Consider the following 24,629-nt stretch of genomic DNA (forward strand, 5'->3'; position numbering starts at 1 on the left):
TATGGATTAACAAGTAATCAGGAAGCCAGCACCAATCAGGAAGTCGTAAACCTATCCCTTTGCTGCTGTGAGAAATTGGAGGTTCCATACATGAGAGCAATCAAACAACTTGTTCGATTCGGCTGGATGCAGTCCTTATCATGTTTGTTTCCTGTCGTTATTTTTACATCCCTGGCGGTTACCCAAACCGTGCCGCTTCCCCTTTTACCACGTTATGACTGGCTGCTCATCATCTGCCTCGTCATGCAGTGGGGGATGGTGCATTCCGGTCTTGAAACACGTGATGAACTAAAGGTCATCACGCTGTTCCACCTCATTGGCCTTATGCTTGAGCTTTTTAAAACCCATATGGGCTCGTGGTCTTATCCGGAGGACGGCTATTTTAAAATATATGGCGTGCCTTTATACAGCGGGTTTATGTACGCAAGTGTAGCCAGCTATCTTTGCCAGGCCTGGAGAAGGATGAAGGTGGAACTGGTTAAATGGCCGTCCTTTTACGTAGTTACTCCTCTTGCAGCCGGGATTTATTTGAACTTTTTCACGCATCATTATTGGATAGACATTCGCTGGTGGTTATCCGGCCTTGTCATCCTTGTCTTTTGGAAGTCATGGGTCACTTACGTAGTCAATGGAAAGCGTTACCGGATGCCCCTTGTGTTTTCTTTTGTACTCATCGGCTTTTTTATTTGGGTAGCTGAGAATATCGCCACTTTTTTTGGGGCCTGGGAATACCCAAACCAGGGGGAGTCATGGAGTCTCGTTGATTTAGGAAAAGTGAGCTCATGGCTCTTATTAGTCATCGTCAGCTTTCTGATTGTTGCCACCTTAAAACAGGTAAAAGGAGAATCATTTCCTAAAAAAGAAATAGGTCAAGGCGAGGAAAAATGGGCGGAAGCAACTATAAACCGGGAGGAAAATTATCAATGAACATTCCTTTTTTCAGTAATAAAACATCAGGACCCTTAATGGATCAGGGAGAAAGTACACCCGAGCATATTGCGATCATTATGGACGGGAACGGACGTTGGGCCGAGAAGCTGGGCATGAGCAGAGCTGCTGGACATAAAGAGGGAGTATCGACCGTCGTCAAAATAGTCAAAGCAGCCGTCGATTGTAACGTGAAGGTCCTTACCCTCTATACGTTTTCTACAGAAAACTGGAAACGTCCAAAAAAGGAAGTAGATACGATCCTAAGCATGCCTAAAGAGTTCCTGCAAGAATATTTACCAACCCTTATATCGAATCATGTACGTATTCAGGCGATCGGGGATATGGAAAATCTTCCTTTCTATACGCGGGAAGCCGTACAATATGCCGTCGCCCGTACCTCTGAAAATAACGGCCTTCAGCTTAATCTTGCCCTTAACTATGGAAGCAGACACGAGCTTCTGACGGCGATGAAAGAGATGTTCAAGGATCTTAACGATGACAAATTATCCTTACGTCAATTAAGTGAGAAGGACTTTTCAAAATACCTTTATACAGCTGGCATGACTGACCCTGACCTGCTCATTCGTACAGGAGGGGAAAAACGTCTGAGTAATTTCCTGCTTTGGCAGCTGGCTTACACCGAATTCTGGTTTACAGATGTGCTGTGGCCGGATTTCTCTGAGGGGGAATTTTTGCACGCGGTGGAGGACTACCGGCAGCGAAAAAGAAGGTATGGAGGATTATAAGATTGTAAAAGTTATGGGCGGTGCTTTAGGTAAAGTTGTTCTTTGAATGGATTTTTGTCAAAATCAAATGGATAGGGGATCACAATGAAATTAGGCTCATACACAAGAGTAGTTTATTGTAAAACGATAAATCATGTGATAAGGTCAAAACTGACATGACAGAAGTGAGGTGCGCTTAATGAAACGGGGAACAACCGTATTTTTGAAGATCGCTGTGGTTCTTATTGGCATTCCCATTCTTGCTCTTTGCATCTTTTTAGTGCCTGAAATTGGGAATTTTGCTGCCGACTTGTATCCAGAAATGGCTTATATAAAATATCTTGTTTTCATTGATATGTACGCAGCAGCCATTCCTTTTTACTTTGCGCTGTACCAGGCTTTTAAGCTTCTAATTTACATTGATAAGAACGAAGCGTTCTCAGAATTATCGGTCATCGCTTTAAGAAAAATCAACTACTGTGCCATCACAATCAGTGCCTTGTACGTGATCGGTATGCCGCTCTACTATCTCATGCAGAGGAAAGTGGACCCTCCAGGGATCACACTTATCGCATTTATCATTATTTTCTCTTCGATCGTGATTGCCGTGTTTTCTTCTGTCCTCCAACGGCTTCTAAGAGAAGCGATTCACACAAAAAAAGAAAATGATTTGACGGTCTGAGGTGAAGAATATGGCCATTATTATTCATATTGATGTGATGTTAGCCAAACGGAAAATGAGTGTAACGGAGCTTTCAGAGAAGGTTGGAATTACGATGGCGAATCTGTCCATTCTGAAAAATGGAAAAGCAAAAGCGGTTCGTTTTTCCACATTAGAAGCGATATGTAAGACGCTGGATTGTCAGCCGGGTGATATTTTGGAATACAAAAGCGACGAAGATACTCCATAATGATGAATGGGAGCGCAGTTCTAAGGATGATCTGCTTCAACACAGAATGACATCCATTCTTCAAAGGATAGGAAGGGGCAAATCTTTTTAAAAAAGGATTTGCCCCTGGCTATGAGCTTTTATAAGCCATACAGTGCCCTTTATGTAATAAGATATTCCCTTAATGCCTGCTGTAACGTGCCTAATGTCTTCGTGCTTTCATTTAACTTAATGCCGCGTTCTGTTACTTTCCTTACAAATTCCTTTCTTAACCCGATGAGTACGGTGTTACAACCCATCAGTGAGGCACTATCAATGATTTGAATTAACCGGAAAATCTCATCACTATTAATATTTGGAACCCCTGATAAGTCCATAAATATCGTTTGGATACGTTTTTCACCTATTTCTGTTAACATCTTATCTTCAAGGATGTCTATGCGTTGAGCATCAATAGTTCCGATTAAGGGGAGGACGCATACAAAGGGGTTGATCGGGATTATTGGCACGGAAAGCTTTTCAACTTGCTCTCTTTGAGCATTGATCAATGAATCTTTATATTTTGTATAGCTGATGAAGAAAGTATTTAAAAAATCGTCTACACGGTTGTTGATTTGTTTTTCCAGCTCAAAGAAATTAAAACTCTTATCCTTGCTCAATAGAATATACTTATTGAAAAAATACCACAGAGTTCTGCGTATAGCCTGTATCCACTCTAACTTAAATGAGATGGCCATAGAATAGGTAGCCCATGCAATTCCTTCCTGTTCCGCAAAAGCCTGAAGCTCCTTGTCCCTCTCTTCGATGATATAACCTACTAGTGTATGAGCATTTGTAATAAGATCGATATTGCCGACTCTTAAAATCTCATCGGTCTTATCTCTAACATTAACCGCTTCTTTTAATAAGGTATCTTTGAAGAGCTGACTGTTTTCTTCGATGAAATCTTTGAATTGAAATGAATCTTCATACGTAAACTTTTCCAATGGTCTCTTCTCCTTACGAATTCTTTTTCGAGAAACGGATGACATTCCTCTTATCCCACTGGCTGTAATCGGCTTAAATGAAGCAGTAGGTACAGCCAATTTGTCTCATAATGAATAAGGACTGGTTTTTCAGTCCTGGATGTTTTTCCCCATACCCCTCGGTAACACTTATGAAACCACCTTTTCCTTACCTATGTTTCAAAAAAACTATTGTATAACTTATGGCACGCTAAAGAGAGGAGTGGATCAAGGAGAAAATCCGGGTGAAATAACGCCGTCATGAAGCAAAAAACATAGAAATCCAATTTAATTTTTCATGAGAAGGGTCATCACGTGGAAAATGAATAGATTACTAGTTCCTTAATTTACCACGCATTCTTTTATTACATTTATGTTACAATTACGTTACAAATTATACAAAACAGAAACTGAAAATGTGATCTGCGAGTATCTCATAAACATCAATGGAAGAATAGGAGATTGAGGATGAGCTATAGACTGAAAAGTATTGTGGTTTTCATTGGGATTTTAGGATTAAGTTTAGGCATGATCACTAGCACGGCAGAGGCTGCTCAGAACGAAGTGATTATTATTAATAAAAGTAAAAATCAATTGGCTTTTTATGAAAACGGGAAACTTGAGAAGGTATTTCCTGTTGCCACCGGAAGAACCAAGAATTTAACTCCGGAGGGAAAATTTTCTCTCGTAAATAAAGTGAAAAACAGGCCATGGTATAAAGGAAATATCCCCGGTGGTGTCCCTGGTAATCCACTGGGTCCAAGGTGGCTGGGAATAAAAGTACCGGGGGATTGGGGCCATACTTCTGGAAATGTTTATGGAGTGCATGGTACCAATCATCCGTCTTCAATAGGGACATTCGCATCCAGTGGCTGTATCCGTATGTATAATAAAGATGTAATCTGGCTGTATGAGCGAGCAGATAAAAATATTCCAATATATATTACAAGTTCTACTTCATCATTCCCAGCCTTGGCGCAAAAATACGGGGTAGGCAAAGTCGAAACAGCAGTTACAGGACAAGACCAGTTCAGCGACACCCTATATTATGGAAGTAAAGGGAAATCCGTAAAAATTCTTCAGAGAAAACTTCATATTACTGCTGACGGATTGTTTGGCCCGAATACTTTAAGTGCTGTGAAAAAGTTTCAAAAATCAAAACACTTAGTCATTGATGGTATTGTAGGGCCGCATACTAGGGCTGCGTTATTCAGTAAATAATCGATGAGAATAAAAAGCTGTTCAACAGAAAAAGGAAAAGCAGCAGCTGTACGGTTTTGAAACTCCAATGGTAAAAGTATTTTTTATCTATTCATATTTTCTTTCAATTAACCCATCACCATACAATTTTGTGGTGGGTAATTTTCTGTTGCTGCATTAGAAAACGGAGCTTATTATTACATATATAAAGCAATCGATTGCCATTTAAGCAAAATTGGATTACGTCCTTGTGCCGTAATAAGGGGACTTATCCTATAAGTCTTAATTGGCTTTTTGATTGGCTGAGAATTCTAAAGAGGAGGGATGTCAATGTTTAAACATGTGATTGATGCCGATACAGAACTTCGTTTATTGGAAGTCAGGCACGCTGAAGAATTATTTCAACTCACGGATGCCTCAAGGGAGAATTTACGCAAGTGGCTGCCATGGGTAGATCATACAATTAATCCTGAGCACTCAAAAAGTTTTATAGAATGGACTTTAAAGCAGTTTTGTAATAATGATGGTTTTCAGGCGGGGATCTGGCACAAAGGAGAGCTCGCTGGCGTTGTTGGGTTACATACTATTAATTGGGCAAACAAATCTACTTCCATTGGTTATTGGCTTGGTGATCGATTTCGAGGAAAAGGCTTAATGACAAAGTCTTGCCAAGAAGTCGTGGATCATTGTTTTAACGACCTTAATTTAAACAGAATAGAAATCCGAGTGGCTGCTGAAAACGAAAAAAGCTTAGCAATTCCAGACAAACTGGGCTTCAAGAAAGAAGGCTGTCTTAAAGAAGCTGAATTACTGTATCGTACTTATGTTGACCACTATGTGTTTGGATTAGTGAAGGAAGATTATTGCAGAGGGTCTTGATTCATGAGAGGGGGCTTCCCTGCTAATGGGGAAAAGGCAGGAAAAACTCCCTGCAGATTAAAGATGCAGATGCAGAACATGTTGAGGGCCTTTAGCCCCTTCATACATCTTGTTTTCATCTACAAAACCTGTCTTTAAGTAAAGGTTTCTTGCTGCATGATTTCTTTGGTTAACCCCAAGAACCACTTCATCGGTGCTGGGAAGGGCTTCTTTTACAAAAGAGGGGAGTAATCTCAATCCTTCTTTAGCGATTCCCCTGCCTTGAAACTTAGAGTTAATCGAGAAAGAAGTTAACACTCTAGCTTTTGGATTGTCACTATATCTCTTTACCTTCTCGCCGTCTTCCAGTGCGAAGTATCCTGCTGGTTCATTATGATCCAGAATTAATACGTGTGTAGACGTTTTCGTCACGCTTGGATTGTGAATTTTTTCTAATGGGAGACTTGTGAAATTCAGTTGTTCTTCTGGTAAGTAATAGTCGGATAAATGATGTTCGTATGTATCCTGATACTCAACTAACGAAATGGATGTATCGAATGTTTTGGACTCCATCAGGAAACCTCCCGTTTATGTCATTTACATTCATTATAAACGACGGAGAAAATTCGAACAAAAGGTACACGGATAAGAATGATTTTGTTCTTGACGTGTACAAGTTGTTAAAGGAGGCAAATCAGTAACATGGGATGATTTGCCTCCTTTTTCTGTGTTCATTGAATGAGAATCACGCAAAGTAAGCTATATTAATAATGCTTACTAGTCCTTTCCGTCATCATCCTCGTCCTTCTTTTGTAATTCCTGAAGGTAATCGTCTAAGCGGTCAAATTTCTCGTTCCAGATATGGCGATAGGAATGAAGCCAGTTATCAAGTTCTTTGAAAGGCTCGCCCCTCAGCTTGTAGATCCTGCGATTGGCAACTGCATTGACCTCAACAAGGCCTGCATTCATTAGTGCACGAAGGTGCTTGGAGGTTTGTGGTTGACTAAGTTGAAGACGCTCTGCCACTTCTCCTACAGAAAGAGGCTCTTTTTTTAATAATTCAACGATCTGAAAGCGATTCGGTTCAGATAAAGATTTAAATGTTTTATTCATGGTTGTCTCTTCTTTCTTCTCGGATTAACTGGTAGTAATGGTTACTTAACTTCTTGCAAATGTTTTCCTAAATTGTTGATCGTTTGTTTCAGCCCTTCCATCATCCCCATATCCAAGGTTGCTTTAAGGTCTTGAGCTGAGGACAATTCGATAGTGACGTTCAGCTTGGTTTTTCCTTCCTCTTCTATGAATGTTACGGTTGCGCGATGCTCAGGGAGAGGGCTTTCCACTGGATTTGCGTTTTCATCTGACAAGGTGCTGGTGTAAACAATTTTCTCAGGCTCGATGATCTCCTTATACACACTTCTGGACCAATGTCTCTCACCTTCTGGAGATTCAAAACAATAATGCCACACGCCGCCAGGTCGAAGGTCTATAGTGCAGACGGGCATGGTAAAACCAGCTGGCGCCCACCATTGAGATACATGCTCGGGTGTTGTGAATGTTTTAAAAACGAGGTCGCGAGGTGCATCAAATACACGTTCTAAAGTAAATCCTTTTTCCCCTACGTTCGTGGATAGGTGATCCAAACCGTTATGACTAGTGATTGTAAACCTCTCCTTTGTTGAATATTTGACCATGCTTCCTCCGCTTATTAAAGGGAAAGGGAGGTCTTATATATGGAGTATAACTGAAAGGGAATATTCCTTCAAGAGAATATTTAAATTCACAAAAGAGAGCTGCTTTTTTGGGCTTCGTACGTGGAGGAGGGGACGTATAAAAAACCCCGGACCAATCGAAATGCATGGTCCGGGGTTTCGTGTAACGAGCATTCTATTAATTAACTCCTTAAAGGGGAGAGGAAAAAAGTTAATTTCTGATCAGATAATCGAAGGCACCTAAAGCCGCATTGGCTCCGTCACCCATGGAGATAATGATTTGGTTGAACGGGCTGTCTGTACAGTCTCCCGCTGCAAATAGACCAGGGACACTGGTAGCGCTGTGCTTATCAACGACTACTTCGCCTGTACGTGTACGCTCTACAGAGTTGTCCATCCATTCTGTGTTTGGAAGCAGGCCGATTTGGACGAAAACACCATCTAATTCGATCTGTTTCTCTTCCCCTGTTTCGCGATCCACGTAAGTCAGGCCTTCAACATTGTCTTCTCCGGTGATTTCTGTAGTTTGGGCATTGGTATGCACCGTGACGTTGGGCAGGCTGTTCAAGCGTTCCTGCAGCACTTCATCTGCCTTTAGTTCAGAACCGAATTCCAGCACGGAAACGTTTTTCACGATGCCGGCAAGGTCGATGGCTGCCTCCACACCTGAGTTTCCGCCGCCGATGACGGCTACGTCTTTGCCTTCGAATAGAGGGCCGTCGCAGTGAGGGCAGTAAGCGACCCCTTTATTCTTGAATTCTTCTTCACCCGGAACGCCTAACTGACGCCAGCGGGCTCCGGTTGAAACGATGACACTTTTACTTTTCAGCACGCCGCCATGATCGAGTTCAACTTCGAATAGCTCATTCTTCTCGATGCCTTGGACACGCTGAAGGTTCATGACATCTATATTGTAATCTTTCACGTGTTCCTCAAGGCTCGCTACGAACTTCGGTCCTTCTGTCTGCTTCACGCTGATGAAGTTCTCAATACTCATCGTATCCAGCACCTGACCACCAAAGCGTTCGGCGACAATTCCGGTGCGGATGCCTTTACGTGCGGCATAGATCGCTGCACTGGCTCCGGCAGGTCCTCCGCCTATGACAAGCACGTCGAAAGGATCTTTATCCGTGAATTCTTCCGGGGCTGGTCCGTCACTGATTTTTCCGACGATTTCTTCCAGCGTCATCCGGCCGCCGCTGAAGAATTCTCCATTCATAAATACAGAAGGTACGGCCATCACATTATTGTTTTCCGCTTCTTCTTTATACGCTGCCCCGTCGATCATCGTATGCGTGATATTCGGGTTAAGCACACTCATCATGTTGAGGGCCTGGACAACGTCCGGACAATTATGGCAGCTTAAGCTGACATACGTTTCAAAGTGGTAGCCGCCGGTAATGCTCTTGATCTGGTCGATCATGCTTTGATCTGCTTTCGGAGCTCTTCCGCTCACTTGCAGCAAAGCTAGAACCAGGGAAGTAAATTCATGACCCAATGGAACACCGGCAAACGTAATCCCGGACTCTTCATCTGTACGGTTCACACTGAAGCTTGGGGTGCGTTTAAGCTGCGTGTTTTCAACGGTAATGCGAGGGGACATGGAGGCAAGCTCCTCAGTAAGAGCCTGCATCTCCTTAGAAACCTCATCGTTTCCAGCACTGACTTTCAGTACAAGGTCACCCTCCAGCAGTTGAAGGTATTGGTTTAATTGTGCTTTTATTTCTGCATCAAGAACCATGTCTGTCACTCCTTAGATTTTGCCTACTAGATCAAGGCTTGGTGTAAGGGTCTCTGTCCCTTCTTCCCATTTAGCCGGGCAAACTTCGCCAGGATTGTTGCGCACGTATTGGGCTGCTTTGATTTTGTTAATCAGTGTATCTGCATCGCGGCCGATTCCGCCTGCGTTAATTTCAACGGTTTGAATGACGCCATCTGGATCGATGATAAACGTACCGCGATCAGCAAGTCCTTCTTCTTCATTCAATACATCGAAGTTGCGGGATAGAGTTTGAGATGGGTCACCGATCATGGAATATTCAATTTTACCGATTTTTTCTGAGCTGTCGTGCCAGCCTTTGTGGACAAAGTGAGTATCCGTAGAAACAGAGTAAACTTCAGCGCCAAGTTCTTTCAACGCTTCGTAGTTGTTCTGCAGATCTTCAAGTTCAGTTGGGCAGACGAATGAGAAGTCTGCTGGGTAGAAGCAGACAACGCTCCATTGACCTTTGAAATCCTCATGCGTTACGTCTACGAATTCCCCTTGTTTAAATGCTTTCGCTTCAAATGGCTGTACTTCTTTACCGATTAATGACATGAAAAAATCCTCCTATTTGGTAAATAATTTATAATAATTCTAATCCGATACCCATTATTATATAGGTTTTATTTTTTGTCAACTATTGTCGAATGATTATTTTGAAAAAGTGGATAAATGCCTTGTAAAAAGCGTTTTCATGCAAAATGGGTTAAAGCGCTGACAAAATAAAAAGGCTCATTCTCTGAGAGTGAGAACGGACCTTTTTTCAATCGTTTTCTTGTTTAAGTACCCTGAATTATCAATGGAAAAACATTTTTTCAGTCTACAGGTTTATGAAGCTCGCTTTCTAAGGGAGTGCGGCTTTCCGTTTCCTATACTCACTTATTTGGGCGAGGATACGTCTAAGCGGCGGAATGCTTTTATTTCACAGAATGTATACTTGGAGAGAGCCGCATTGACACATTACTCCCATCCTTTTTGATAAATCGTGAAACGATTCCAATCCAGAATCGTAAAAAAGGAAGAGGTGTCCTGAAGTTTTCCATTATGCTTAAATAACGGAGCTTGGCGCCATGTAACCGTCGTAATGCGTTAGAGTACGTTTATGGTAATGGATTGTGAGGTGGATGATGAGTGAAGAATTGATGAAGAAACTAAGAAAAACCCTTCTTTACGTGGCCTTTGTATTGGCCGCCTTTGTGCTTGCCTACTTCATCGCTTATCCGCTCGGGTATTCGCCGCTCGGTTACGATGTGCTTGAGAAAAAAGAGGGTGAAGTTGTTCTACAATCTTATAATACTCTGGGGCTGGAAGAAGAAAAAATCACTTATCAGCCTCGAGAAGAAGATCGATGGAAAATGGATAGGCTGGTGGAACGAATCAATCAACAGGAGTCAGAGTATCTCTTATTCTTTACTTCTATCATCGTGGCGACATTCTGGATAGAAAAAGAGGTTTTGGCAGGGAAGTCCCTAAAGCGGGTGCTGCTCCTTAGCTGCCTCTACGTCGTACCTCCCGGTCTATCATTACTGCAACACTTGAATGTTATAAAAGACATTTTGAAAAGTACAGGGCATTAAGAATTTCCCTGGGGCTGCCTATGATCAGTGCCGGCACATGGGGATGGTCACAGGTATACATGATCCTTAAAAAATGGCATTATTCTCAAACCATTCGAACTCGATTTGGGCTTCAGCGGAGGTGCTGCTGCTTATAAAGAACATGGCATTCGTTCCAGGCTCGATAATTAATCGGCCGTCCACGCGAAACCCAAGCTCGGATCTTTGTGGACCCAGCGCCCTGGTGCCGATCAGCCTTCCGCCTGAATAGGAACCTGAGACATGAGGATTAAAGAGAATTTGTCCCACTGGTTTATGCTTAGAGGCCAATTTCAGAACACTGACGTCTGGCGATACAATAGCCTTTCCAGGGGGTTCCGCATTCACTACAAATTCTGCCTTTACTAGTTTAGTCGAAAAGTTTGATAAAGCAAAAAAAGAGACATACAGGTTCACATTGGAATGCAGCGGATTTACAAGCTGCGCCCAGGCATTTTTAGTGGCACTTGTTTTTAACACTCCGGAAGTGCCGGCAAACAATCTTCCTTTTGTGCTTTGAAAGGCAGGGTTGATGACATCTACAGTTGGCTTTATGTCCATATGAAGTTCTTCTCCTTATAAGTCTGCTTTTTTTCATATATATACGTTAGGTCAGCCGTTATACCTTTATTTATAGGAATGGTTGATAGGAACTAGGCTGAAATATACACAGCTGACGTGGAAGGGAGGTAATGGTGATGGGACTTATTTTTAATAAAGGCATGATCAGCCTAATTGGAGGTGCCGTTCTATTTTTCTGCCTGTTTTTGTGGAATGAATGATATTTTTGATATGGCCATTTGGGGAATGGTTTCTGCTGTGCTGGGATATCTCTTTCTTTCTTCCTTTATCATGTCTGAAAAAGAATCCCAGATCTTTGAGGAGAAAATTAAACGCCTTGTTTTTAAGAAATAAACGTTTTCTTTATTCACCTATAGGAGGTAGCTATGCTTAGAAAATTGGTGAGGTACTTGAAAGAAAACAGGTGGAAGACCATAATTGTCACTCAAGATCCTTATGAATACGGAAGTGTGAAGGGGGCTTTAAGTGATGCCGGGATACGTTCCAAGACCAAGTCTTCTACCCCGATGGCTGGCCAGGGGAGTCATGAATTCGGCACCACTTACGATATTCTCGTGAGACAAAAAGACTTTCATAAAGCGACTCAAGCGTTAACCAAACGTTAAATTCATACCCGGGTTTTCAGCTGTCCATCAAGTCGTTCGAAGGGTACTCGGATCATTTTTTATTCGGAGGTTACTTATGTCTGGTTTTAAGCTGACAATGGAGATTCGAAAGCCTGTATATGCCCAGAAGAAAACGGTCAGGGAGGCAATCCCCCGTTCTTTATGGAACGCTGTTCGGAACGATATTCAGTCGAAGAGTGATTTTCAATGCCAAATATGCGGCCGTCGTGAGGAAGGCAAACTCCAGGCGCATGAAGTTTGGGATTATGACGAGGAAAAGTTTCTGTTAATCCTGCAGGAGATCCAGGCTTTGTGTAAGTCCTGTCACGATTTAAAGCATATTCACCATGCTGCACGGAGAACAAAAGACAGCAAAGCAAGAGCTTTGGTCATGCAGAAATTAAAGAATCATTTTATGAAAGTGAATGCGTGTACGGAAGCGGATTTTCATAGACATTATCGAAATCAGGTAGCAAAAAGTGAGACGAGCCTGGTTGCGAGATCTCTCGAGGATCTAATCGAACTAAGGGAGCTGAGAGAAAGAGAGGCGTTTCTAAGCGAGCAGAAGTGGAGGTTTGTGATAGCAGGAAATGTTCCATTCGCAGAACAGATAAAAGCAGAACTCCACAAGAAAGGGTTGCTTTATGAGGGAGAAGAGCAAGGGTAACTTTTTAGTTCTTCAATGATGATTTTTCAATACAAGCTGCGGGATCTCCGCTCGCCCGGAAGAAATGATAGTATAGGCTGCCAGTGTTTCGTTAACCAACTTAGTAACTATGAAAATGGGGGAAAGCGGGCGTTTCCATGCCCTCCTTCCCTCAGGCAAAACAAGAGTAACGTGAAATAAAGCAGGGGACTACCGAATAACGTCAATAAAATGAGACAGCACCTTGGCTGTCAATCCCCAGATCGACTTATCCTCATACAAATAAAAGTATTCCTCTATTTGTCGCGGGCGCCAGTTGTAATTTTCCCCTCCCGGCACCATTTCATAAGGGAAGTCGTCTCGCGGACGGGCTTGAAAATCAACGTAGTGAACGACCGGCTCATTCGTTAAGAAAAACGATAAAGGAACTGTGAACGCTTCGCTGACTTCCTTTGGGTTCGGCTTCAGGCTTGAAAACGAAGTGTGGATCTGCCCGGCAAAAGGGTAGACGATCATGCCAAAGGGCGAGACTAAGTAATCGATCGGAAGGGCGTCTGTAATATCTTCATCGTTCAGTCCTAATTCTTCTTTTGTCTCCCGGATCGCTGCTTCTTTTTCTGATGGGTCGTGGGGTTCAATTTTACCGCCTGGAAAGCAGATCTCCCCAGGCTGTCTTCGCATTTTATGAGAGCGTACTTCAAACAGGACATGGGTCTCGCCGTCGCGTTCGATCAGCGGTACGAGAATGGCAAACTTGGCAAACTGCCGGCTGCCGAGGATCGTCGGGGTATGGTTTTTGACTTTATTGAAAATCGTTTCCTGATCCATCGTGTCACCTCAAGCTTTCTATCTCTCTACTATATCAAAGGCTGAAAACGATCATCCAGAAGCCTGCTTTATAACTTCGATATAAAACTTGATCGCGTTCATATAGTTGTCAATCGTAACGAACTCGTTCGTGCCGTGCATCCGGTTCAAGTCTTCAGCTGTAATGCGGACCGGGAGAAAACGGTAGGTGTTGTTGGACACCTTATCATAATGCCTGGCGTCAGAACCGGCAAACATTAAGTACGGCGCAATTACGGCGTCTGAATAGACGTTCCTGGCAGCCTGCTGGATCGTTTCAAACGGCTTGCCGTCTATCGAAGAAACGCTGGAGGCTTCGTTTCCGGTAATGGATACGTGAATGTCTTCATCGTCGATCGTTTTTTCAATAAAGGCTTTTACTTCTTCAAGGGAATCCCCGGGCATCAGGCGGAGGTTGATGGTCGCTGATGCTTTCTCCGGCAGGGCGTTGTACTGTTCGCCGGCATTGAAAATTGTCGGAGCAATGGTCGTGCGGATTAAAGCAGCAGAAGCGGGTTCCTGCAGCAAAATCCGTTCTATGACGGGTTCGAATATAAACTTGTTGGCGAATACATATTTCATGCCAAAGCTCATTTCTGGAGCGACGTAGGTAAATAAGTCCTCTCCGGGTCCTTTCAGGTCGCCGTGAAACTGCTCAGCCTCCAATTTGGCAATCGCGTTTGAAATCCGTCCGATATTCGTATGGTCTTCCGGCTGGGAAGAATGTCCGCCGCTGCCCTTGATCGATAATTGTACGGTCGCAGAACCTTTTTCCGATATCCCTACGACCCCAACCGGCGCCTCCACGCCGGGAACCATATCTTCAACGACCGCGCCGCCTTCATCAAGTACAAAATCAAAGGTCACGCCGCGCTTCTTTAACGTTTCCGCGATGGTTTCCGCTCCTTGTTCCCCACCGACTTCTTCATCATGGCCAAACATGAAATACAGATCACGATCCGGCTTGTATCCTTGCTTGAGTAAATGATCGGCCGCCTGCAACAGTCCGATTACACCGATTTTGTCATCGAGCGATCCGCGTCCCCAAATCCTGCCGTCAACGACCGCACCGCTGAACGGTTTTTGCTTCCAGTCCTGTTCTGTGCCTTTCAGCACCGGGACGACATCATAATGACTGGTGAAGCCGACAGGAAGCTTTTTTTCATCGGTCCCTTTCCACTTAAAAACAAGGCCGTACGTATTGATTTTCTCAAATTCCAGCTGTTTGAAGACATTCGGAAAGCTGTCTTGTAAAAAGGTGAGGAACTGGTCGTAGGGTTGGGGATCCACTTTGGTCTTGTCTTCATAAGAGATGGTTTTAAAGGTAATCGCTTTAGATAAATGCTGGACGGCTTCCGTTTGATTGAGTTCGACCGCGGAAGGGTGGGCAGGGGGTTGTTTGGACTTTACATTAACCGTGTTGTAAGCGGTTACAATAATGAAGATAAGTAAGAGAGCAGCGATGAGCGTGAGTATAAGCTTCCATATTTTCATGATCCTTCCTCCATTCATACCTATTTCCTTCCATATTCGTCAAAGGAATTCCTCTTTTTTTGAGAGAAGAAAGCACGTCCTCAGGCTGGAGAAGGAGGGAAAATTCGTCATACAAAAAACAGCTTGTAGAAAAACCGGCGGGTTTTCCTACAAGCTGAAGCTTTTCCACTCGAGAGTGAAATTTATTTATCTCACGTTTTATTGAGGCATATAGTCGGTTACATTTCCAGACTGAGGACTCACTAAATACCAGCCTCGCGTCGCTGTATGATTGTTCATCTCATCATACACGTGGATTAAATATTCGCCTTTCACCATGTTATCGTATTCAACGTTCACGTCTTTATTCATATAGCCTTTTTGTTTGCGGACGATATCTTCCGCTTCGTGCTTACTGACGGCTTTTTCCTGAACACTTGAATCACGGAGCTTGATTTTTGATCCTGTCTGTAAATTATCCGCTTTTACATCTGGATTGAGTTCATATAAGTCGTCCAGCTCAACGCCTGGATAGTTTTGGGCAATGCTGTAAAACGTGTCGCCGTCTTCGACCTTATGAAAGATGTAACGGGAGTTTTTCTTATGATCGTCGGTGACTTTTACTTTTGAGCCGATCTCCAGGTTATTCGGGTTCACATTAGGGTTTAAATTCATGAGCTCGTTCAGAGTTACGTGGTCATAGGATTGCGAAATACTCCAAAGCGTGTCGTCCGATTTGACAGTGACGGTGGAATTGCTGTTTGCGGATACACTGCTTGCTCCCAGCGCCATTCCCGCTGCAAGCACAGGTGCGAGAATCTTCGCTGTTCTATTCATGGTAACCCTCCTAAAAATCTTTTCATCCAATATATTCCGTGTTCTCCCGTTCTTTAAACATGTGAGGCAGAAAAAATTTAGAAGAGGAACGGTTTCAGGATCAGCGCAAAGACTACGGTAATGAGTGCACCAAGGATCATAGCCAGGCTGGAAAACGTTCCTTCGACCTCCCCGATTTCAAACGCACGGGATGTTCCGATTCCGTGCGCACTCATGCCGAGCATCAGTCCGCGGGCGAGCGGGTGATCGATCTTAAGCAGCCGGATGATGAATGGACCGGTGAGTGATCCGGTAATTCCGGTGATAATGACAAACACGGCCGTCAGTGTAGGAATACCGCCGAGACTTTCGGCGACTTCCATTGCGACCGGTGTTGTGATCGAGCGCGGAGCGAGGCTGCGAATGACCTCACCACTTAACTGAAAGGCCGCGGCATAAAGCATGGACGTCAGCAGTCCGGCAAGGGAGCCAATGCTTAAGCTGACTAAGATTACCGTCCTATGTTTTTTCAACAGCGGAAGGTGCTTGTAAATCGGGACGGCAAACGCGACGGTCGCCGGCCCGAGCAGGTAGCTCAGCCACTGGCCGCCTTCGTTATAAGCGGCATAAGGAATGTCTGCTGTAAGTAAAAGGACGATGAGAAACAGCGGCGTAATGAAAATAGGGGAAAGAAGTATATGCCCCACGCGTCTATAGCCCCACTTGCTGAGTTGATAGACGCCTACTGTCAGGATGATGCTACCTAGAGCGAACCATAGACTCATCGTTTTCCCTCCCTTTCCGTTTTGCTGAAAATTGAGCCGTTAATGCCGTGCAGGCCATGACCGTAAACGTACTGAGGAGAATCACCGCCGCAAGCCTGACGAAAGAAGAACCGAGCATCTCCTTGTAGCTCACGACCCCCACGACAGGCGGGATAAAAAATAACACCAATTCTGCAAGAAGTAAGCCCGCGCCGCGTTCGATCCATTCAAGTTTTACAATGTTAAAGTGCAGGAGTAAAAATAAAAGCACCATGCCCACAATGCTGCCCGGGAGCGGAAGGTGTAAGGCAGCGGTCAGCCACGTGCCGATCAAGTAAATCACATTCAACACGGCTGCCTGCACGAGGATGGTTATGTATTTCATCGTCGTTCCTCCTTTACAACGAAAGCTTACAAGAAAGGAGCTGTTCACAGATGGACAGCTCCTAGTCCTTTTATGCCTGAGCCATTTCAGCTTTCTCTACGGAAACATTACGGATGGCAAATACCTTTTTCGCAACTTTTAAGGCATTCAACACCCGTGGAAACCCGGTATAAGGGATCAGCTGGGTAATCGATTCAACGATTTCCTCTGGAGACAGGCCGGCCGTAAGTCCTGTATTGATGTGGAGCTCAAGCTGCGGCTCGGTGCCCTGCGTGACGAGGGAGGAAATCGTGATCAGCGCCCGCTGCTGATTGGAAAGGCCATTTCGTGAGTAAATCTCGCCATAAGCAAATTCGATAATATATTTACTAATATCAGGAGCGATATCACTTAATTCATCCCCGATTTTTAAGTGCGTTGAAACGTCTTCACTGTCACTCGTCGTATATTCCATCAATTTATTCATGCCTTGTTCATAGCGGTTTGTCATCGTTATTCCTCCTAAAAAAATCATTCTAAATCACTGTAGAGGAATTTTTACTATTCGTAAAATACATATTTATTATAATACCTATTCGTTATTTGAATAATGATCTGAGTCATGGAGCGTTGTGATATGATCGATAAATTCACGAGCAGCGTGTGAGACGTATTTGCCCTTTTTTAATAGAATGCCGAGTTTCCAAGGGATCGGCGGCCGGACGATAGGGACAGCCTTCACTTCGTTAGGATTGACTTTTTTCGCGATCGACTGGGGAAATATCGAGACTCCCAGGTTCTCCGCGATCATGCCGCTGATAAAATCCCACTGGGAACTTTCATACGCTACGTTCGGCCGGAAACCAGCGCGGAGACACTCCTGAATAATGCGGTCGTGTAGGGCGAAATCCTCACGGAATAGGATAAACGGCTCGTCGAAAAGCTCCTTCATCTCGATTTTCTTTTTAAAAGCGAGTGGGTGAGATGCATTCATAAACAGCATCAATTCCTCATGGACAAACGGCACGATGTCAAACTCCTCTTCGTCCGCAGGCAAAACGATTATGCCGAAATCAAGCAGCCCATCCTTGACGTCCTTCTGGATTTTATTCGCGCCATCCTCGACAAGCTCGATATGGACATCTGGGAATTGAGTATTAAACTGCTTAATAATCCTCGGAAAAAATAAAAAACCGATCAGCGGCGGAATGCCGATTTTGATTTTGCCTTTTTTCAAGTGCATCAGATCATACAGGTGGGTAGAGAACGTATCGAGCGATTTCACGATCATCCGGGCCTGCTCGTAGGCAATGTCTCCGGCTTCTGTTAATTCAATCTGCCGGGCCGAGCGGTCAATCAGTGCCATGTCGAGTTCATCCTCCAGGCTTCTGACCGTCTTGCTGAGCGACGGCTGGGAGATATGAAGTTCGTCTGCTGCTTTTGTAAAACTCTTATGTTTTGCGACTGCGATAAAGTAAGTGAGCTGTCGAATATCCATCAAGCATGTCCCTCCGATCTATAACTTATTCGCATAAGTTATATAGTTATCATTCATTTTACTTACATTTCGCGCAAGAGTAAAATGGAGATGAAGTTAGGAGTGAAATGAAATGGTTGAAGATAAAGTGGTGGTGATTACCGGTTCTGCCAGCGGAATCGGCTATGAAATCGGCCGGACGTTTGCTGAAAATGGCAGCAAAGTCGTATTAACCGATATACAAACGGACAAAGTGGAACAGGCCGCAGAAGAACTGCGAAGTAAGGGGTTGGAAGCGACCGGGTTGAAGGCAGATGTCACGAGTGAAGAAGACATCAAGCACATGATCGAAACGACAAACGAAAAGTACGGAAGAATCGATGTGCTCTTAAATAACGCCGGGCTTCAGCATGTGTCTCCGATCGAGGAGTTTCCAACAGAAAAATTTGAGTTAATGATCAAAATCATGCTGACCGCGCCATTTATTGCGAAAAAATACGCGCTGCCTCTGATGAAAGAGCAGGGCTTCGGCCGGATTATCAATATGGCTTCCATCAATGGATTGGTCGGCTTTGCAGGAAAAGCGGCTTATAACAGCGCGAAGCACGGCGTGATTGGACTGACCAAGGTTGCCGCTTTAGAAGCCGCCGCCTATGGCGTGACGGTGAATGCCCTCTGTCCGGGATACGTGGACACGCCGCTCGTACGTGGTCAATTGCAGGAAATTGCCGATACACGCAATGTGCCGGTGGAAAAGGTATTAGAAGAGGTCATCTATCCGCTCGTGCCGCAGAAGCGGCTGCTAGGCGTCAATGAAATCGCAGATTATGCGATGTTCTTAGCGAGTGATCAATCAAAAAGTGTAACCGGTCAGGCGATCGTTATTGATGGAGGCTATACAGCTCAATAACGATCACAACCGGCGTATGTATCTTCTGAATGGGGAGCTCAGCTTATAGAAAAACCTTGGCTTTTCTGTAAGCTGTTTTTTCCCTGTGGTGGCAATCACGTCGCTTTCCGCTGCCTTGCACGTTCGGTGCCCTTCGATGATGACACAGTCGTGTCTTCTTCGACTCTCCTTAATAAAGCGGACTTCCTCGCAAAATCGAGCTGTAGGCTCTCGGCTTGCCGTCGCCTGCGGAAAGCGAGCATTTCCCCTGCCCCTTCTCCTTAAAAAACAAGCAGGTACTTTTTCGACAGCCTGTGAATCTCCTGAATGGGGATTCTTTTTTGCTGTTTCCTCCTTCCTCTCTTATATAGGTAGAATATGGCAAAAAACCATCTTCCCTTGAATTTCTTTATCAAAGGATATAGAAATAGACTAAGGGGGAAAAAGATGACAGCACAAACCACACTATTTGAAGCCTATAAACAAACGAAGTATAAACACACCGGCCACGGGCCGAGGAATGTCAACGTTTTAAAAACCGTTATGGATGAAATAGACGGAGAAAGACTCAGCGATATGTATGGCAATGGCCGGACTATTAATCCTTTTGAAGAAAAAATGGCCGAATTTCTCGGGAAAGAAGCGGCTGTCTTTTTTCCGAGCGGCACAATGGCGCAGCAAATCGCGCTCAGAATCTGGGCCGATGAAAAGGGCACTAAGAAGATCGGCTATCACCCGCTCAGCCACCTGGAGATTCATGAAGAGAACGGTATCCGGGAATTGCACGGCCTTGAGCCGGTTCTTTTGACCGACCGCAATCATGTAGTTGAGCTTGAGGATATTACCAAGCTGGAAGAGAACCCGGCTTGTATTTTACTTGAGCTTCCGCAGCGGGAAATCGGCGGGCAGCTGCCTTCCTATCAAACGCTTGAACAAATTTCCGCGTATTGCCGTGAACAGGGGATTAAGCTGCACCTGGACGGAGCGAGGCTGCTTGAAATTCTGCCATTCTATCAAAAAACGGCCGCAGAGGTTTCTGCTTTGTTTGATAGTGTCTATCTATCCTTCTATAAAGGGATCGGCGGCATTGCCGGGGCGATTCTCGCAGGAGACAAAGATTTGATCAGCCAGTCCAAAGTGTGGAAGCGCAGGCACGGGGGCGACTTGATCAGCCTTTATCCTTATACCCTCAGTGCGGATTACTATTTCGAACAAAGAAAAGATCAGATGGCACTCTATTATGAACAAGCAAAAACGTTAGCTTCTTTTTATAATGAGTGCCCGGATATTCTTACCGTGCCTCGTGAACCCGTTTCCAACATGTTTCACGTGCATGTCAACGCCAAACGGGATGTCCTTGAGCCGATTCTAATCGATATTTATGAAGAAACAGACTTAGGCTTAACCGGATTTCTTGGCGACACTGCTGATGGCACGCTCTATTTCGAAGTGAATGTTGGAGACGCATACGCCAATGTGCCTCAAATCACTGTAGAAAAGGCGTTTCAGCTGCTTCGTGAGAAATTGCAGAAGATGTATGTAAAAGGTGTCTGAATAAATTCAGGCATCTTTATTTTTGTTTAAGCGCATGTGAGCAGGGAAAGAAACCTATAATGCAATTTTTGTAAAAACGGCTAGGGAGGTGGTCCCCGCTTGTTCGCAGCAGCCTGAATGGCTGAATGGTATTGAAAACGCTTCAACGAACCGTGCTTGGAATCGTCCGGTCTTGTTTTTGGAAAAATTCGAAGGAGGATGAATCATGAGTGGAAACAGGGCAGTAGCCTACTCTGGAAATGGAAGCGTAACGGTCAAGGACATAGATTTTCCTGAGCTTGTCTTAAGGGACGGGCCAGGGGTCAATCCGAAGAATGTCGGTCGAAAATGCGAACACGGGGTCATTTTGAAAGTCGTATCTACGAATATTTGCGGCAGTGACCAGCACATGGTCCGGGGCCGGACGACAGCACCGGAAGGACTGGTGCTCGGCCACGAAATCACCGGGGAAGTGATTGAAACCGGCCGTGATGTCGAGTTTGTCCGTAAGGGTGATCTCGTCTCTGTGCCGTTTAACATTGCCTGCGGACGCTGCCGCAATTGTATTGAAGGTAAGACGCATATTTGTTTGAATGTAAATCCTGACCGTCCGGGATCTGCGTACGGTTATGTTGATATGGGCGGCTGGGTCGGCGGCCAGGCCGAATACGTTATGGTTCCTTATGCCGACTTTCAAGTACTTACATTTCCCGATAAAGATCAGGCGATGGAAAAGATTCTGGATTTAACGATGCTGTCTGACATTTTTCCAACTGGTTTTCACGGAGCTTATACAGCAGGTGTGAAAATGGGCTCCACCGTGTACATCGCGGGCGCCGGGCCGGTAGGGCTCGCTGCCGCGCATTCCGCCCAGCTGCTGGGTGCCTCCGTTGTTATCGTCGGAGATCTGATAGAAGAGCGCCTGCAGCAGGCACGAAGCTTCGGCTGTGAAACGATTAATATTAGTGAGCATGATGATATTAGTGAGCAGATCGACCAGATTCTCGGCGTGCCGGAAGTCGATGCCGCGATCGACTGTGTCGGATTTGAAGCGCACGGCCACCAGCATGAGGAAGCTCCAGCCAAAGTGCTCAATTCGGTCATGGAAACGACGAAAGCAGGCGGCGGCTTAGGCATTCCGGGTCTCTACGTCACAGAGGATCCTGGCGCGTCTGATGAAGACGCCCGCCGCGGATCTTTAAAGCTTGATTTCGGCTTAGGCTGGGCGAAAGCTCAGACGTTCGTCACCGGCCAGACACCCGTCATGCAGTACCACCACGGATTGATGAAGGCGATTCTTCATGATAAAGCGGATATTGCCAATGCAGTGAACGCAACGGTGATTTCGCTCGAAGAAGCCCCTTACGGCTATGAAGAATTTGACAGCGGTGTCGCGAAAAAATTCGTTCTCGACCCTCATGGGCTGGTGAGATCAAGATAACCTTTTATGAACAGGGATGCCTGCTTCCACTGCGGATGGGAGCAGGCATTCCTTTTTTATAGGGAAGAAAGATTTTATAATAGTAGAAAAGAGTGGAAGAATGGGGGGGATTCAAAGAAATACCCTGTTTAAGATAGTAGCATCTGTTCATGAACAGCTTTGCTTGTCGTGAACGTGAGCAGGATCTTTATTCATCATTCGCATAATAAAAGGAGGATTTACTTGTATGAAAGAGTTTGTCTATACCATTCAATCGGAACGGCCGAACTTTATTGACTCGATGACCGAAGAAGAATCGGATGTCATGAGCGACCACTTTGACTACTTAAAAGCTTTGCTTGAAGAAAAGAAACTCGTTATGGCAGGTCCTTGTCTGGATGGAGCCTTTGGCATCGTGATTATTCAAAGCGAGACAGAAGAAGCGGCCCGCGAGCTGATGGAGAATGACCCGTCTGTAAAAGCAGGAGTCATGAAAGCGGAGCTCCATCCTTACCGCGTTTCACTTCTGCAGCAGGGCTACGGCGGAAAATAGCCTTCCTGTTTGTCCTTTTTCGAATTGTGGAATGAAACACACATCGGAAGCTGGAAAAAATAAGAGAGGATGATCCACGTGTCTGAACGAATGGAAGTCATTAAAGCAGATATTACAAAGCTCGATGTAGATGCGATTGTAAACGCTGCGAACAAACAATTAAAAGGCGGGGGAGGAGTCGATGGGGCCATCCACCGTGCCGGAGGGGCTGCGATTATGGAGGAATGCCGGGACATCGGCGGCTGTGAAACCGGGGAAGCCGTGATCACGACAGCCGGAGAGCTGCCGTCTAAAAAGGTGATTCATACAGTCGGACCGGTTTGGAACGGAGGCGGCAAAAAGGAAGAGCAGCTGCTTGCCTCTTGTTATTCCAACTCCTTAAAAACAGCGTCTGAAAATGACTTGAAAACCGTCGCTTTTCCAAATATCAGTACTGGAATCTACGGCTTCCCGAAGGACAAGGCTGCAGATATCGCGATTGACACGGTCGGCCGTTACTTGGAAGCGCATCAAGACATTGAAAAAGTGGCGTTCGTCTGCTTTGATGACGAGAATAAACAGCTGTACGAAGACCGGTTAACCTGATCATCAGTCAGGCAGCCGGCTCAAATGCTCATGGATGATTTTCCATTCTCCATTGGTTTGCCTGAAGACGTTTGTTCCCCGTCCCTTTGCGGAAAAGGGATGGCCGTCCACTTCGCCATTGGAATGAAAATGGTAGACACAGACCGCGATTTCTTCCGTAATCCCAAGCCACTCGATGTCTTTCATTTGGTAGATTTCATTTTTAATCGTCTGCCACGTTTGTTCAAACGCTGAGCGGATCTCGGATTTCCCGATGAAGCTGCCATCCGAAAACCAGTAAATCGCATCCTCGTCAATAAATGGTTCGACCTGTGAAAAGTCAGTGGTGTTGGCGGCCTGCTCAAATTCTGAAAAGAAATGCTCGACTTTCATAAAGCTCCTCCTTAGCCGGATTAGTCTTTCAAACTAGAATTCTTTTTTCCCGGGAGCAAGTCCTGCATGATCAGGAAACTTCTAACTAAAACAGGAGAATGGGAGCGGTACATCGAATCTATACTTGAATAAAACCTAGGACTGGAGGAAAAACATGCGCTATAAAACTTTAAATAATAACGTTGTTATGCCGCAAGTCGGCTTTGGAGTGTTTAAGATTCCTAACGATGAAGCGGAAGCGGCGGTTACCCACGCCTTAGAGGCAGGCTACCGTTCAATCGACACCGCTTCCTACTATGAAAATGAAGAAGGGGTGGGGCGGGCTCTGCAAAAAAGCTCCATTCCACGCGAGGATTTATTCATTACGACGAAGCTCTGGAACCATGAGCAGGGATACGAAGAAGCCTTACATGCCTTTGAACGCAGCCGTGAGAGGCTCGGGCTTGAGTATATTGACCTTTATTTAATCCATTGGCCGGCGCCGGCGAATAACAAATATGTCGAGACGTATCAGGCGCTGGAAAAATTATATGCCGACGGTAAAGTGAAAGCGATCGGCGTCAGCAACTTTCAAACTGAACATCTGGACCGGCTTTTGGCCGAGTGCTCCGTCACTCCGGTACTGAACCAGGTGGAGTGTCATCCGTACTTCGCGCAGGAGGAAATCAAGAATTATTGCCGCCGTCATGATATTTTTGTGGAAGCCTGGGGGCCGATCATGCAGGGCGGAGAAGTTCTGAAAGATTCAACGATTCTTTCGATTGCTGAAGCGCACGGGAAAACTCCCGCGCAAGTGATCCTGCGCTGGCATTTGCAGAATGACACGATCATCATCCCGAAATCAGTCACGCCTCATAGAATTAAAGAAAACCTCGACTTGTTTGATTTTGAATTAAGTGAAGCAGAGATGAATCAGATTGTTCAGCTTGATAAAGGAGCGCGGCAGGGAAGACATCCGTTAGAAGTGAAGTAGACACCTTGAACGAAAGTTCGAGGACAAGACAAAAGCATGAAGCGGGAATTTTACT

31 protein-coding genes are annotated in these 24,629 nt (G+C 45.0%); 16 read left to right on the top strand and 15 right to left on the bottom strand.

Annotation, left to right across the window (positions count from 1 at the left end; all coding sequences use genetic code 11):
- Positions 1 to 90 precede the first annotated feature (90 nt).
- The 4 genes from MUN89_RS02900 to MUN89_RS02915 all read left to right on the top strand — a co-directional run bounded on the left by MUN89_RS02900 (position 91) and on the right by MUN89_RS02915 (position 2,566).
- Positions 91 to 927: a DUF817 domain-containing protein gene (locus MUN89_RS02900; protein ID WP_244711245.1), complete on the top strand. Its 837-nt coding sequence runs from the start codon at positions 91 to 93 to the stop codon at positions 925 to 927.
- Positions 924 to 1,676 carry an undecaprenyl pyrophosphate synthase gene (locus tag MUN89_RS02905; protein ID WP_244711246.1) on the top strand — a complete coding sequence of 251 codons (753 nt, stop codon included), beginning with the start codon at positions 924 to 926 and terminating at the stop codon, positions 1,674 to 1,676. The genes MUN89_RS02900 and MUN89_RS02905 overlap by 4 nt, the downstream gene beginning before the upstream one ends.
- 178 nt (positions 1,677 to 1,854) lie before the next feature.
- Positions 1,855 to 2,337: a DUF2975 domain-containing protein gene (locus tag MUN89_RS02910; RefSeq protein WP_244711247.1), complete on the top strand. Its 483-nt coding sequence runs from the start codon at positions 1,855 to 1,857 to the stop codon at positions 2,335 to 2,337.
- Positions 2,338 to 2,347: 10 nt separating this feature from the next.
- Complete coding sequence (locus MUN89_RS02915) at positions 2,348 to 2,566, top strand: helix-turn-helix domain-containing protein (protein ID WP_244711249.1); 219 nt, start codon at positions 2,348 to 2,350, stop codon at positions 2,564 to 2,566.
- Between the two features lie 140 nt (positions 2,567 to 2,706).
- On the opposite strand, the gene MUN89_RS02920 is transcribed toward MUN89_RS02915, so the two are convergent.
- A complete protein-coding gene (locus MUN89_RS02920; RefSeq protein WP_244711251.1) occupies positions 2,707 to 3,531 on the bottom strand; it encodes an STAS domain-containing protein in 825 nt (274 codons plus the stop codon).
- Positions 3,532 to 4,017: 486 nt separating this feature from the next.
- Here MUN89_RS02920 and MUN89_RS02925 point away from each other — a divergent pair, with 486 nt between their 5' ends.
- Together MUN89_RS02925 and MUN89_RS02930 are read left to right on the top strand one after the other, a co-directional pair.
- Positions 4,018 to 4,770 (top strand): L,D-transpeptidase family protein, encoded by a 753-nt coding sequence (locus MUN89_RS02925; protein WP_244711253.1) that lies wholly within the window; start codon positions 4,018 to 4,020, stop codon positions 4,768 to 4,770.
- 309 nt (positions 4,771 to 5,079) lie between these two features.
- Positions 5,080 to 5,628, top strand: coding sequence for a GNAT family N-acetyltransferase (locus MUN89_RS02930; protein ID WP_244711254.1), 549 nt, complete (start codon positions 5,080 to 5,082; stop codon positions 5,626 to 5,628).
- A 57-nt stretch (positions 5,629 to 5,685) separates the two neighbouring features.
- Here the strand turns inward: MUN89_RS02930 and MUN89_RS02935 are convergent, their stop codons facing one another.
- The 5 genes from MUN89_RS02935 to ahpC all read right to left on the bottom strand — a co-directional run bounded on the left by MUN89_RS02935 (position 5,686) and on the right by ahpC (position 9,636).
- Positions 5,686 to 6,180, bottom strand: coding sequence for a GNAT family N-acetyltransferase (locus MUN89_RS02935; protein WP_244711256.1), 495 nt, complete (start codon positions 6,178 to 6,180; stop codon positions 5,686 to 5,688).
- Between the two features lie 204 nt (positions 6,181 to 6,384).
- A complete protein-coding gene (locus tag MUN89_RS02940; RefSeq protein ID WP_244711258.1) occupies positions 6,385 to 6,720 on the bottom strand; it encodes an ArsR/SmtB family transcription factor in 336 nt (111 codons plus the stop codon).
- A gap of 41 nt (positions 6,721 to 6,761) precedes the next feature.
- Positions 6,762 to 7,301 (bottom strand): SRPBCC family protein, encoded by a 540-nt coding sequence (locus MUN89_RS02945; protein WP_244711260.1) that lies wholly within the window; start codon positions 7,299 to 7,301, stop codon positions 6,762 to 6,764.
- Positions 7,302 to 7,530: 229 nt separating this feature from the next.
- Complete coding sequence (ahpF, locus tag MUN89_RS02950) at positions 7,531 to 9,060, bottom strand: alkyl hydroperoxide reductase subunit F (RefSeq protein ID WP_244711262.1); 1,530 nt, start codon at positions 9,058 to 9,060, stop codon at positions 7,531 to 7,533.
- Between the two features lie 12 nt (positions 9,061 to 9,072).
- The gene (ahpC, locus tag MUN89_RS02955; RefSeq protein ID WP_244711264.1) at positions 9,073 to 9,636 is read right to left on the bottom strand and encodes an alkyl hydroperoxide reductase subunit C; all 564 of its coding nucleotides are present in this window, start codon (positions 9,634 to 9,636) and stop codon (positions 9,073 to 9,075) included.
- Positions 9,637 to 10,223: 587 nt separating this feature from the next.
- Here ahpC and MUN89_RS02960 point away from each other — a divergent pair.
- The gene (locus MUN89_RS02960; protein ID WP_244711265.1) at positions 10,224 to 10,658 is read left to right on the top strand and encodes a hypothetical protein; all 435 of its coding nucleotides are present in this window, start codon (positions 10,224 to 10,226) and stop codon (positions 10,656 to 10,658) included.
- 66 nt (positions 10,659 to 10,724) lie between these two features.
- Here MUN89_RS02960 and MUN89_RS02965 read toward each other — a convergent pair whose 3' ends face one another.
- Positions 10,725 to 11,237, bottom strand: a complete 513-nt coding sequence (locus MUN89_RS02965; protein ID WP_244711267.1) for a DUF6143 family protein — start codon at positions 11,235 to 11,237, stop codon at positions 10,725 to 10,727.
- A gap of 213 nt (positions 11,238 to 11,450) precedes the next feature.
- Here MUN89_RS02965 and MUN89_RS02970 point away from each other — a divergent pair, with 213 nt between their 5' ends.
- The 3 genes from MUN89_RS02970 (at position 11,451) to MUN89_RS02980 (ending at position 12,530) form a co-directional block, all read left to right on the top strand.
- Positions 11,451 to 11,591: a hypothetical protein gene (locus MUN89_RS02970; RefSeq protein WP_244711269.1), complete on the top strand. Its 141-nt coding sequence runs from the start codon at positions 11,451 to 11,453 to the stop codon at positions 11,589 to 11,591.
- 32 nt (positions 11,592 to 11,623) lie between these two features.
- The gene (locus MUN89_RS02975) at positions 11,624 to 11,863 is read left to right on the top strand and encodes a DUF2007 domain-containing protein (protein WP_244711271.1); all 240 of its coding nucleotides are present in this window, start codon (positions 11,624 to 11,626) and stop codon (positions 11,861 to 11,863) included.
- Between the two features lie 76 nt (positions 11,864 to 11,939).
- Positions 11,940 to 12,530 (top strand): hypothetical protein, encoded by a 591-nt coding sequence (locus tag MUN89_RS02980; protein WP_244711273.1) that lies wholly within the window; start codon positions 11,940 to 11,942, stop codon positions 12,528 to 12,530.
- A gap of 189 nt (positions 12,531 to 12,719) precedes the next feature.
- Here MUN89_RS02980 and MUN89_RS02985 read toward each other — a convergent pair whose 3' ends face one another.
- From MUN89_RS02985 to MUN89_RS03015, 7 genes are all read right to left on the bottom strand, one after another.
- Positions 12,720 to 13,337, bottom strand: a complete 618-nt coding sequence (locus MUN89_RS02985) for an NUDIX hydrolase (protein WP_244711275.1) — start codon at positions 13,335 to 13,337, stop codon at positions 12,720 to 12,722.
- Between the two features lie 51 nt (positions 13,338 to 13,388).
- Positions 13,389 to 14,849 carry a M20 family peptidase gene (locus MUN89_RS02990; protein WP_244711277.1) on the bottom strand — a complete coding sequence of 487 codons (1,461 nt, stop codon included), beginning with the start codon at positions 14,847 to 14,849 and terminating at the stop codon, positions 13,389 to 13,391.
- Between the two features lie 198 nt (positions 14,850 to 15,047).
- Entirely contained in the window at positions 15,048 to 15,665 is a 618-nt protein-coding gene (locus MUN89_RS02995) for a lytic transglycosylase (protein ID WP_244711279.1), read from the bottom strand.
- 77 nt (positions 15,666 to 15,742) lie between these two features.
- On the bottom strand, positions 15,743 to 16,429 hold the full coding sequence (locus MUN89_RS03000; RefSeq protein ID WP_244711280.1) for an LrgB family protein: 687 nt from the start codon (positions 16,427 to 16,429) through the stop codon (positions 15,743 to 15,745).
- Positions 16,404 to 16,793, bottom strand: coding sequence for a CidA/LrgA family protein (locus MUN89_RS03005; protein ID WP_244711282.1), 390 nt, complete (start codon positions 16,791 to 16,793; stop codon positions 16,404 to 16,406). The genes MUN89_RS03000 and MUN89_RS03005 overlap by 26 nt, the downstream gene beginning before the upstream one ends.
- 70 nt (positions 16,794 to 16,863) lie before the next feature.
- The gene (locus tag MUN89_RS03010) at positions 16,864 to 17,283 is read right to left on the bottom strand and encodes a carboxymuconolactone decarboxylase family protein (RefSeq protein WP_244711284.1); all 420 of its coding nucleotides are present in this window, start codon (positions 17,281 to 17,283) and stop codon (positions 16,864 to 16,866) included.
- Between the two features lie 81 nt (positions 17,284 to 17,364).
- Entirely contained in the window at positions 17,365 to 18,270 is a 906-nt protein-coding gene (locus MUN89_RS03015) for a LysR family transcriptional regulator (protein WP_244713550.1), read from the bottom strand.
- 112 nt (positions 18,271 to 18,382) lie between these two features.
- On the opposite strand from MUN89_RS03015, the gene MUN89_RS03020 reads away from it, so the two are divergent.
- The 5 genes from MUN89_RS03020 to MUN89_RS03040 all read left to right on the top strand — a co-directional run bounded on the left by MUN89_RS03020 (position 18,383) and on the right by MUN89_RS03040 (position 23,229).
- Positions 18,383 to 19,159 carry a 3-hydroxybutyrate dehydrogenase gene (locus MUN89_RS03020; RefSeq protein ID WP_244711286.1) on the top strand — a complete coding sequence of 259 codons (777 nt, stop codon included), beginning with the start codon at positions 18,383 to 18,385 and terminating at the stop codon, positions 19,157 to 19,159.
- Between the two features lie 426 nt (positions 19,160 to 19,585).
- Positions 19,586 to 20,692, top strand: coding sequence for a threonine aldolase family protein (locus MUN89_RS03025; RefSeq protein WP_244711288.1), 1,107 nt, complete (start codon positions 19,586 to 19,588; stop codon positions 20,690 to 20,692).
- A gap of 205 nt (positions 20,693 to 20,897) precedes the next feature.
- A complete protein-coding gene (gene fdhA, locus MUN89_RS03030) occupies positions 20,898 to 22,112 on the top strand; it encodes a formaldehyde dehydrogenase, glutathione-independent (RefSeq protein WP_244711289.1) in 1,215 nt (404 codons plus the stop codon).
- A 226-nt stretch (positions 22,113 to 22,338) separates the two neighbouring features.
- Positions 22,339 to 22,644 (top strand): YciI family protein, encoded by a 306-nt coding sequence (locus tag MUN89_RS03035; RefSeq protein ID WP_244711291.1) that lies wholly within the window; start codon positions 22,339 to 22,341, stop codon positions 22,642 to 22,644.
- Between the two features lie 90 nt (positions 22,645 to 22,734).
- The gene (locus tag MUN89_RS03040) at positions 22,735 to 23,229 is read left to right on the top strand and encodes an O-acetyl-ADP-ribose deacetylase (protein ID WP_244713552.1); all 495 of its coding nucleotides are present in this window, start codon (positions 22,735 to 22,737) and stop codon (positions 23,227 to 23,229) included.
- Positions 23,230 to 23,232: 3 nt separating this feature from the next.
- Here MUN89_RS03040 and MUN89_RS03045 read toward each other — a convergent pair whose 3' ends face one another.
- Entirely contained in the window at positions 23,233 to 23,601 is a 369-nt protein-coding gene (locus MUN89_RS03045) for a YybH family protein (protein WP_244711293.1), read from the bottom strand.
- Between the two features lie 154 nt (positions 23,602 to 23,755).
- Here MUN89_RS03045 and MUN89_RS03050 point away from each other — a divergent pair, with 154 nt between their 5' ends.
- Positions 23,756 to 24,574: an aldo/keto reductase gene (locus MUN89_RS03050; RefSeq protein WP_244711295.1), complete on the top strand. Its 819-nt coding sequence runs from the start codon at positions 23,756 to 23,758 to the stop codon at positions 24,572 to 24,574.
- The last annotated feature ends 55 nt before the right edge of the window (positions 24,575 to 24,629 follow it).

Origin of the sequence: Halobacillus salinarum, assembly GCF_022919095.1 — a bacterium.
GTDB classification, from domain to species: Bacteria; Bacillota; Bacilli; order Bacillales; family Halobacillaceae; genus Halobacillus_B; species Halobacillus_B salinarum.

Excerpts from the sequence above, each read along its gene's own strand:
- MUN89_RS02900 (WP_244711245.1), top strand. The coding sequence starts at position 91 with ATGAGAGCAATCAAACAACTTGTTCGATTCGGCTGGATGCAGTCCTTA.
- MUN89_RS02905 (WP_244711246.1), top strand. The coding sequence starts at position 924 with ATGAACATTCCTTTTTTCAGTAATAAAACATCAGGACCCTTAATGGAT.
- MUN89_RS02910 (WP_244711247.1), top strand. The coding sequence starts at position 1,855 with ATGAAACGGGGAACAACCGTATTTTTGAAGATCGCTGTGGTTCTTATT.
- MUN89_RS02915 (WP_244711249.1), top strand. The coding sequence starts at position 2,348 with ATGGCCATTATTATTCATATTGATGTGATGTTAGCCAAACGGAAAATG.
- MUN89_RS02925 (WP_244711253.1), top strand. The coding sequence starts at position 4,018 with ATGAGCTATAGACTGAAAAGTATTGTGGTTTTCATTGGGATTTTAGGA.
- MUN89_RS02930 (WP_244711254.1), top strand. The coding sequence starts at position 5,080 with ATGTTTAAACATGTGATTGATGCCGATACAGAACTTCGTTTATTGGAA.
- MUN89_RS02935 (WP_244711256.1), bottom strand. The coding sequence starts at position 6,180 with ATGGAGTCCAAAACATTCGATACATCCATTTCGTTAGTTGAGTATCAG.
- MUN89_RS02940 (WP_244711258.1), bottom strand. The coding sequence starts at position 6,720 with ATGAATAAAACATTTAAATCTTTATCTGAACCGAATCGCTTTCAGATC.
- MUN89_RS02945 (WP_244711260.1), bottom strand. The coding sequence starts at position 7,301 with ATGGTCAAATATTCAACAAAGGAGAGGTTTACAATCACTAGTCATAAC.
- ahpF (WP_244711262.1), bottom strand. The coding sequence starts at position 9,060 with ATGGTTCTTGATGCAGAAATAAAAGCACAATTAAACCAATACCTTCAA.
- ahpC (WP_244711264.1), bottom strand. The coding sequence starts at position 9,636 with ATGTCATTAATCGGTAAAGAAGTACAGCCATTTGAAGCGAAAGCATTT.
- MUN89_RS02960 (WP_244711265.1), top strand. The coding sequence starts at position 10,224 with ATGAAGAAACTAAGAAAAACCCTTCTTTACGTGGCCTTTGTATTGGCC.
- MUN89_RS02965 (WP_244711267.1), bottom strand. The coding sequence starts at position 11,237 with ATGGACATAAAGCCAACTGTAGATGTCATCAACCCTGCCTTTCAAAGC.
- MUN89_RS02970 (WP_244711269.1), top strand. The coding sequence starts at position 11,451 with ATGAATGATATTTTTGATATGGCCATTTGGGGAATGGTTTCTGCTGTG.
- MUN89_RS02975 (WP_244711271.1), top strand. The coding sequence starts at position 11,624 with ATGCTTAGAAAATTGGTGAGGTACTTGAAAGAAAACAGGTGGAAGACC.
- MUN89_RS02980 (WP_244711273.1), top strand. The coding sequence starts at position 11,940 with ATGTCTGGTTTTAAGCTGACAATGGAGATTCGAAAGCCTGTATATGCC.
- MUN89_RS02985 (WP_244711275.1), bottom strand. The coding sequence starts at position 13,337 with ATGGATCAGGAAACGATTTTCAATAAAGTCAAAAACCATACCCCGACG.
- MUN89_RS02990 (WP_244711277.1), bottom strand. The coding sequence starts at position 14,849 with ATGAAAATATGGAAGCTTATACTCACGCTCATCGCTGCTCTCTTACTT.
- MUN89_RS02995 (WP_244711279.1), bottom strand. The coding sequence starts at position 15,665 with ATGAATAGAACAGCGAAGATTCTCGCACCTGTGCTTGCAGCGGGAATG.
- MUN89_RS03000 (WP_244711280.1), bottom strand. The coding sequence starts at position 16,429 with ATGAGTCTATGGTTCGCTCTAGGTAGCATCATCCTGACAGTAGGCGTC.
- MUN89_RS03005 (WP_244711282.1), bottom strand. The coding sequence starts at position 16,793 with ATGAAATACATAACCATCCTCGTGCAGGCAGCCGTGTTGAATGTGATT.
- MUN89_RS03010 (WP_244711284.1), bottom strand. The coding sequence starts at position 17,283 with ATGACAAACCGCTATGAACAAGGCATGAATAAATTGATGGAATATACG.
- MUN89_RS03015 (WP_244713550.1), bottom strand. The coding sequence starts at position 18,270 with ATGGATATTCGACAGCTCACTTACTTTATCGCAGTCGCAAAACATAAG.
- MUN89_RS03020 (WP_244711286.1), top strand. The coding sequence starts at position 18,383 with ATGGTTGAAGATAAAGTGGTGGTGATTACCGGTTCTGCCAGCGGAATC.
- MUN89_RS03025 (WP_244711288.1), top strand. The coding sequence starts at position 19,586 with ATGACAGCACAAACCACACTATTTGAAGCCTATAAACAAACGAAGTAT.
- fdhA (WP_244711289.1), top strand. The coding sequence starts at position 20,898 with ATGAGTGGAAACAGGGCAGTAGCCTACTCTGGAAATGGAAGCGTAACG.
- MUN89_RS03035 (WP_244711291.1), top strand. The coding sequence starts at position 22,339 with ATGAAAGAGTTTGTCTATACCATTCAATCGGAACGGCCGAACTTTATT.
- MUN89_RS03040 (WP_244713552.1), top strand. The coding sequence starts at position 22,735 with ATGGAAGTCATTAAAGCAGATATTACAAAGCTCGATGTAGATGCGATT.
- MUN89_RS03045 (WP_244711293.1), bottom strand. The coding sequence starts at position 23,601 with ATGAAAGTCGAGCATTTCTTTTCAGAATTTGAGCAGGCCGCCAACACC.
- MUN89_RS03050 (WP_244711295.1), top strand. The coding sequence starts at position 23,756 with ATGCGCTATAAAACTTTAAATAATAACGTTGTTATGCCGCAAGTCGGC.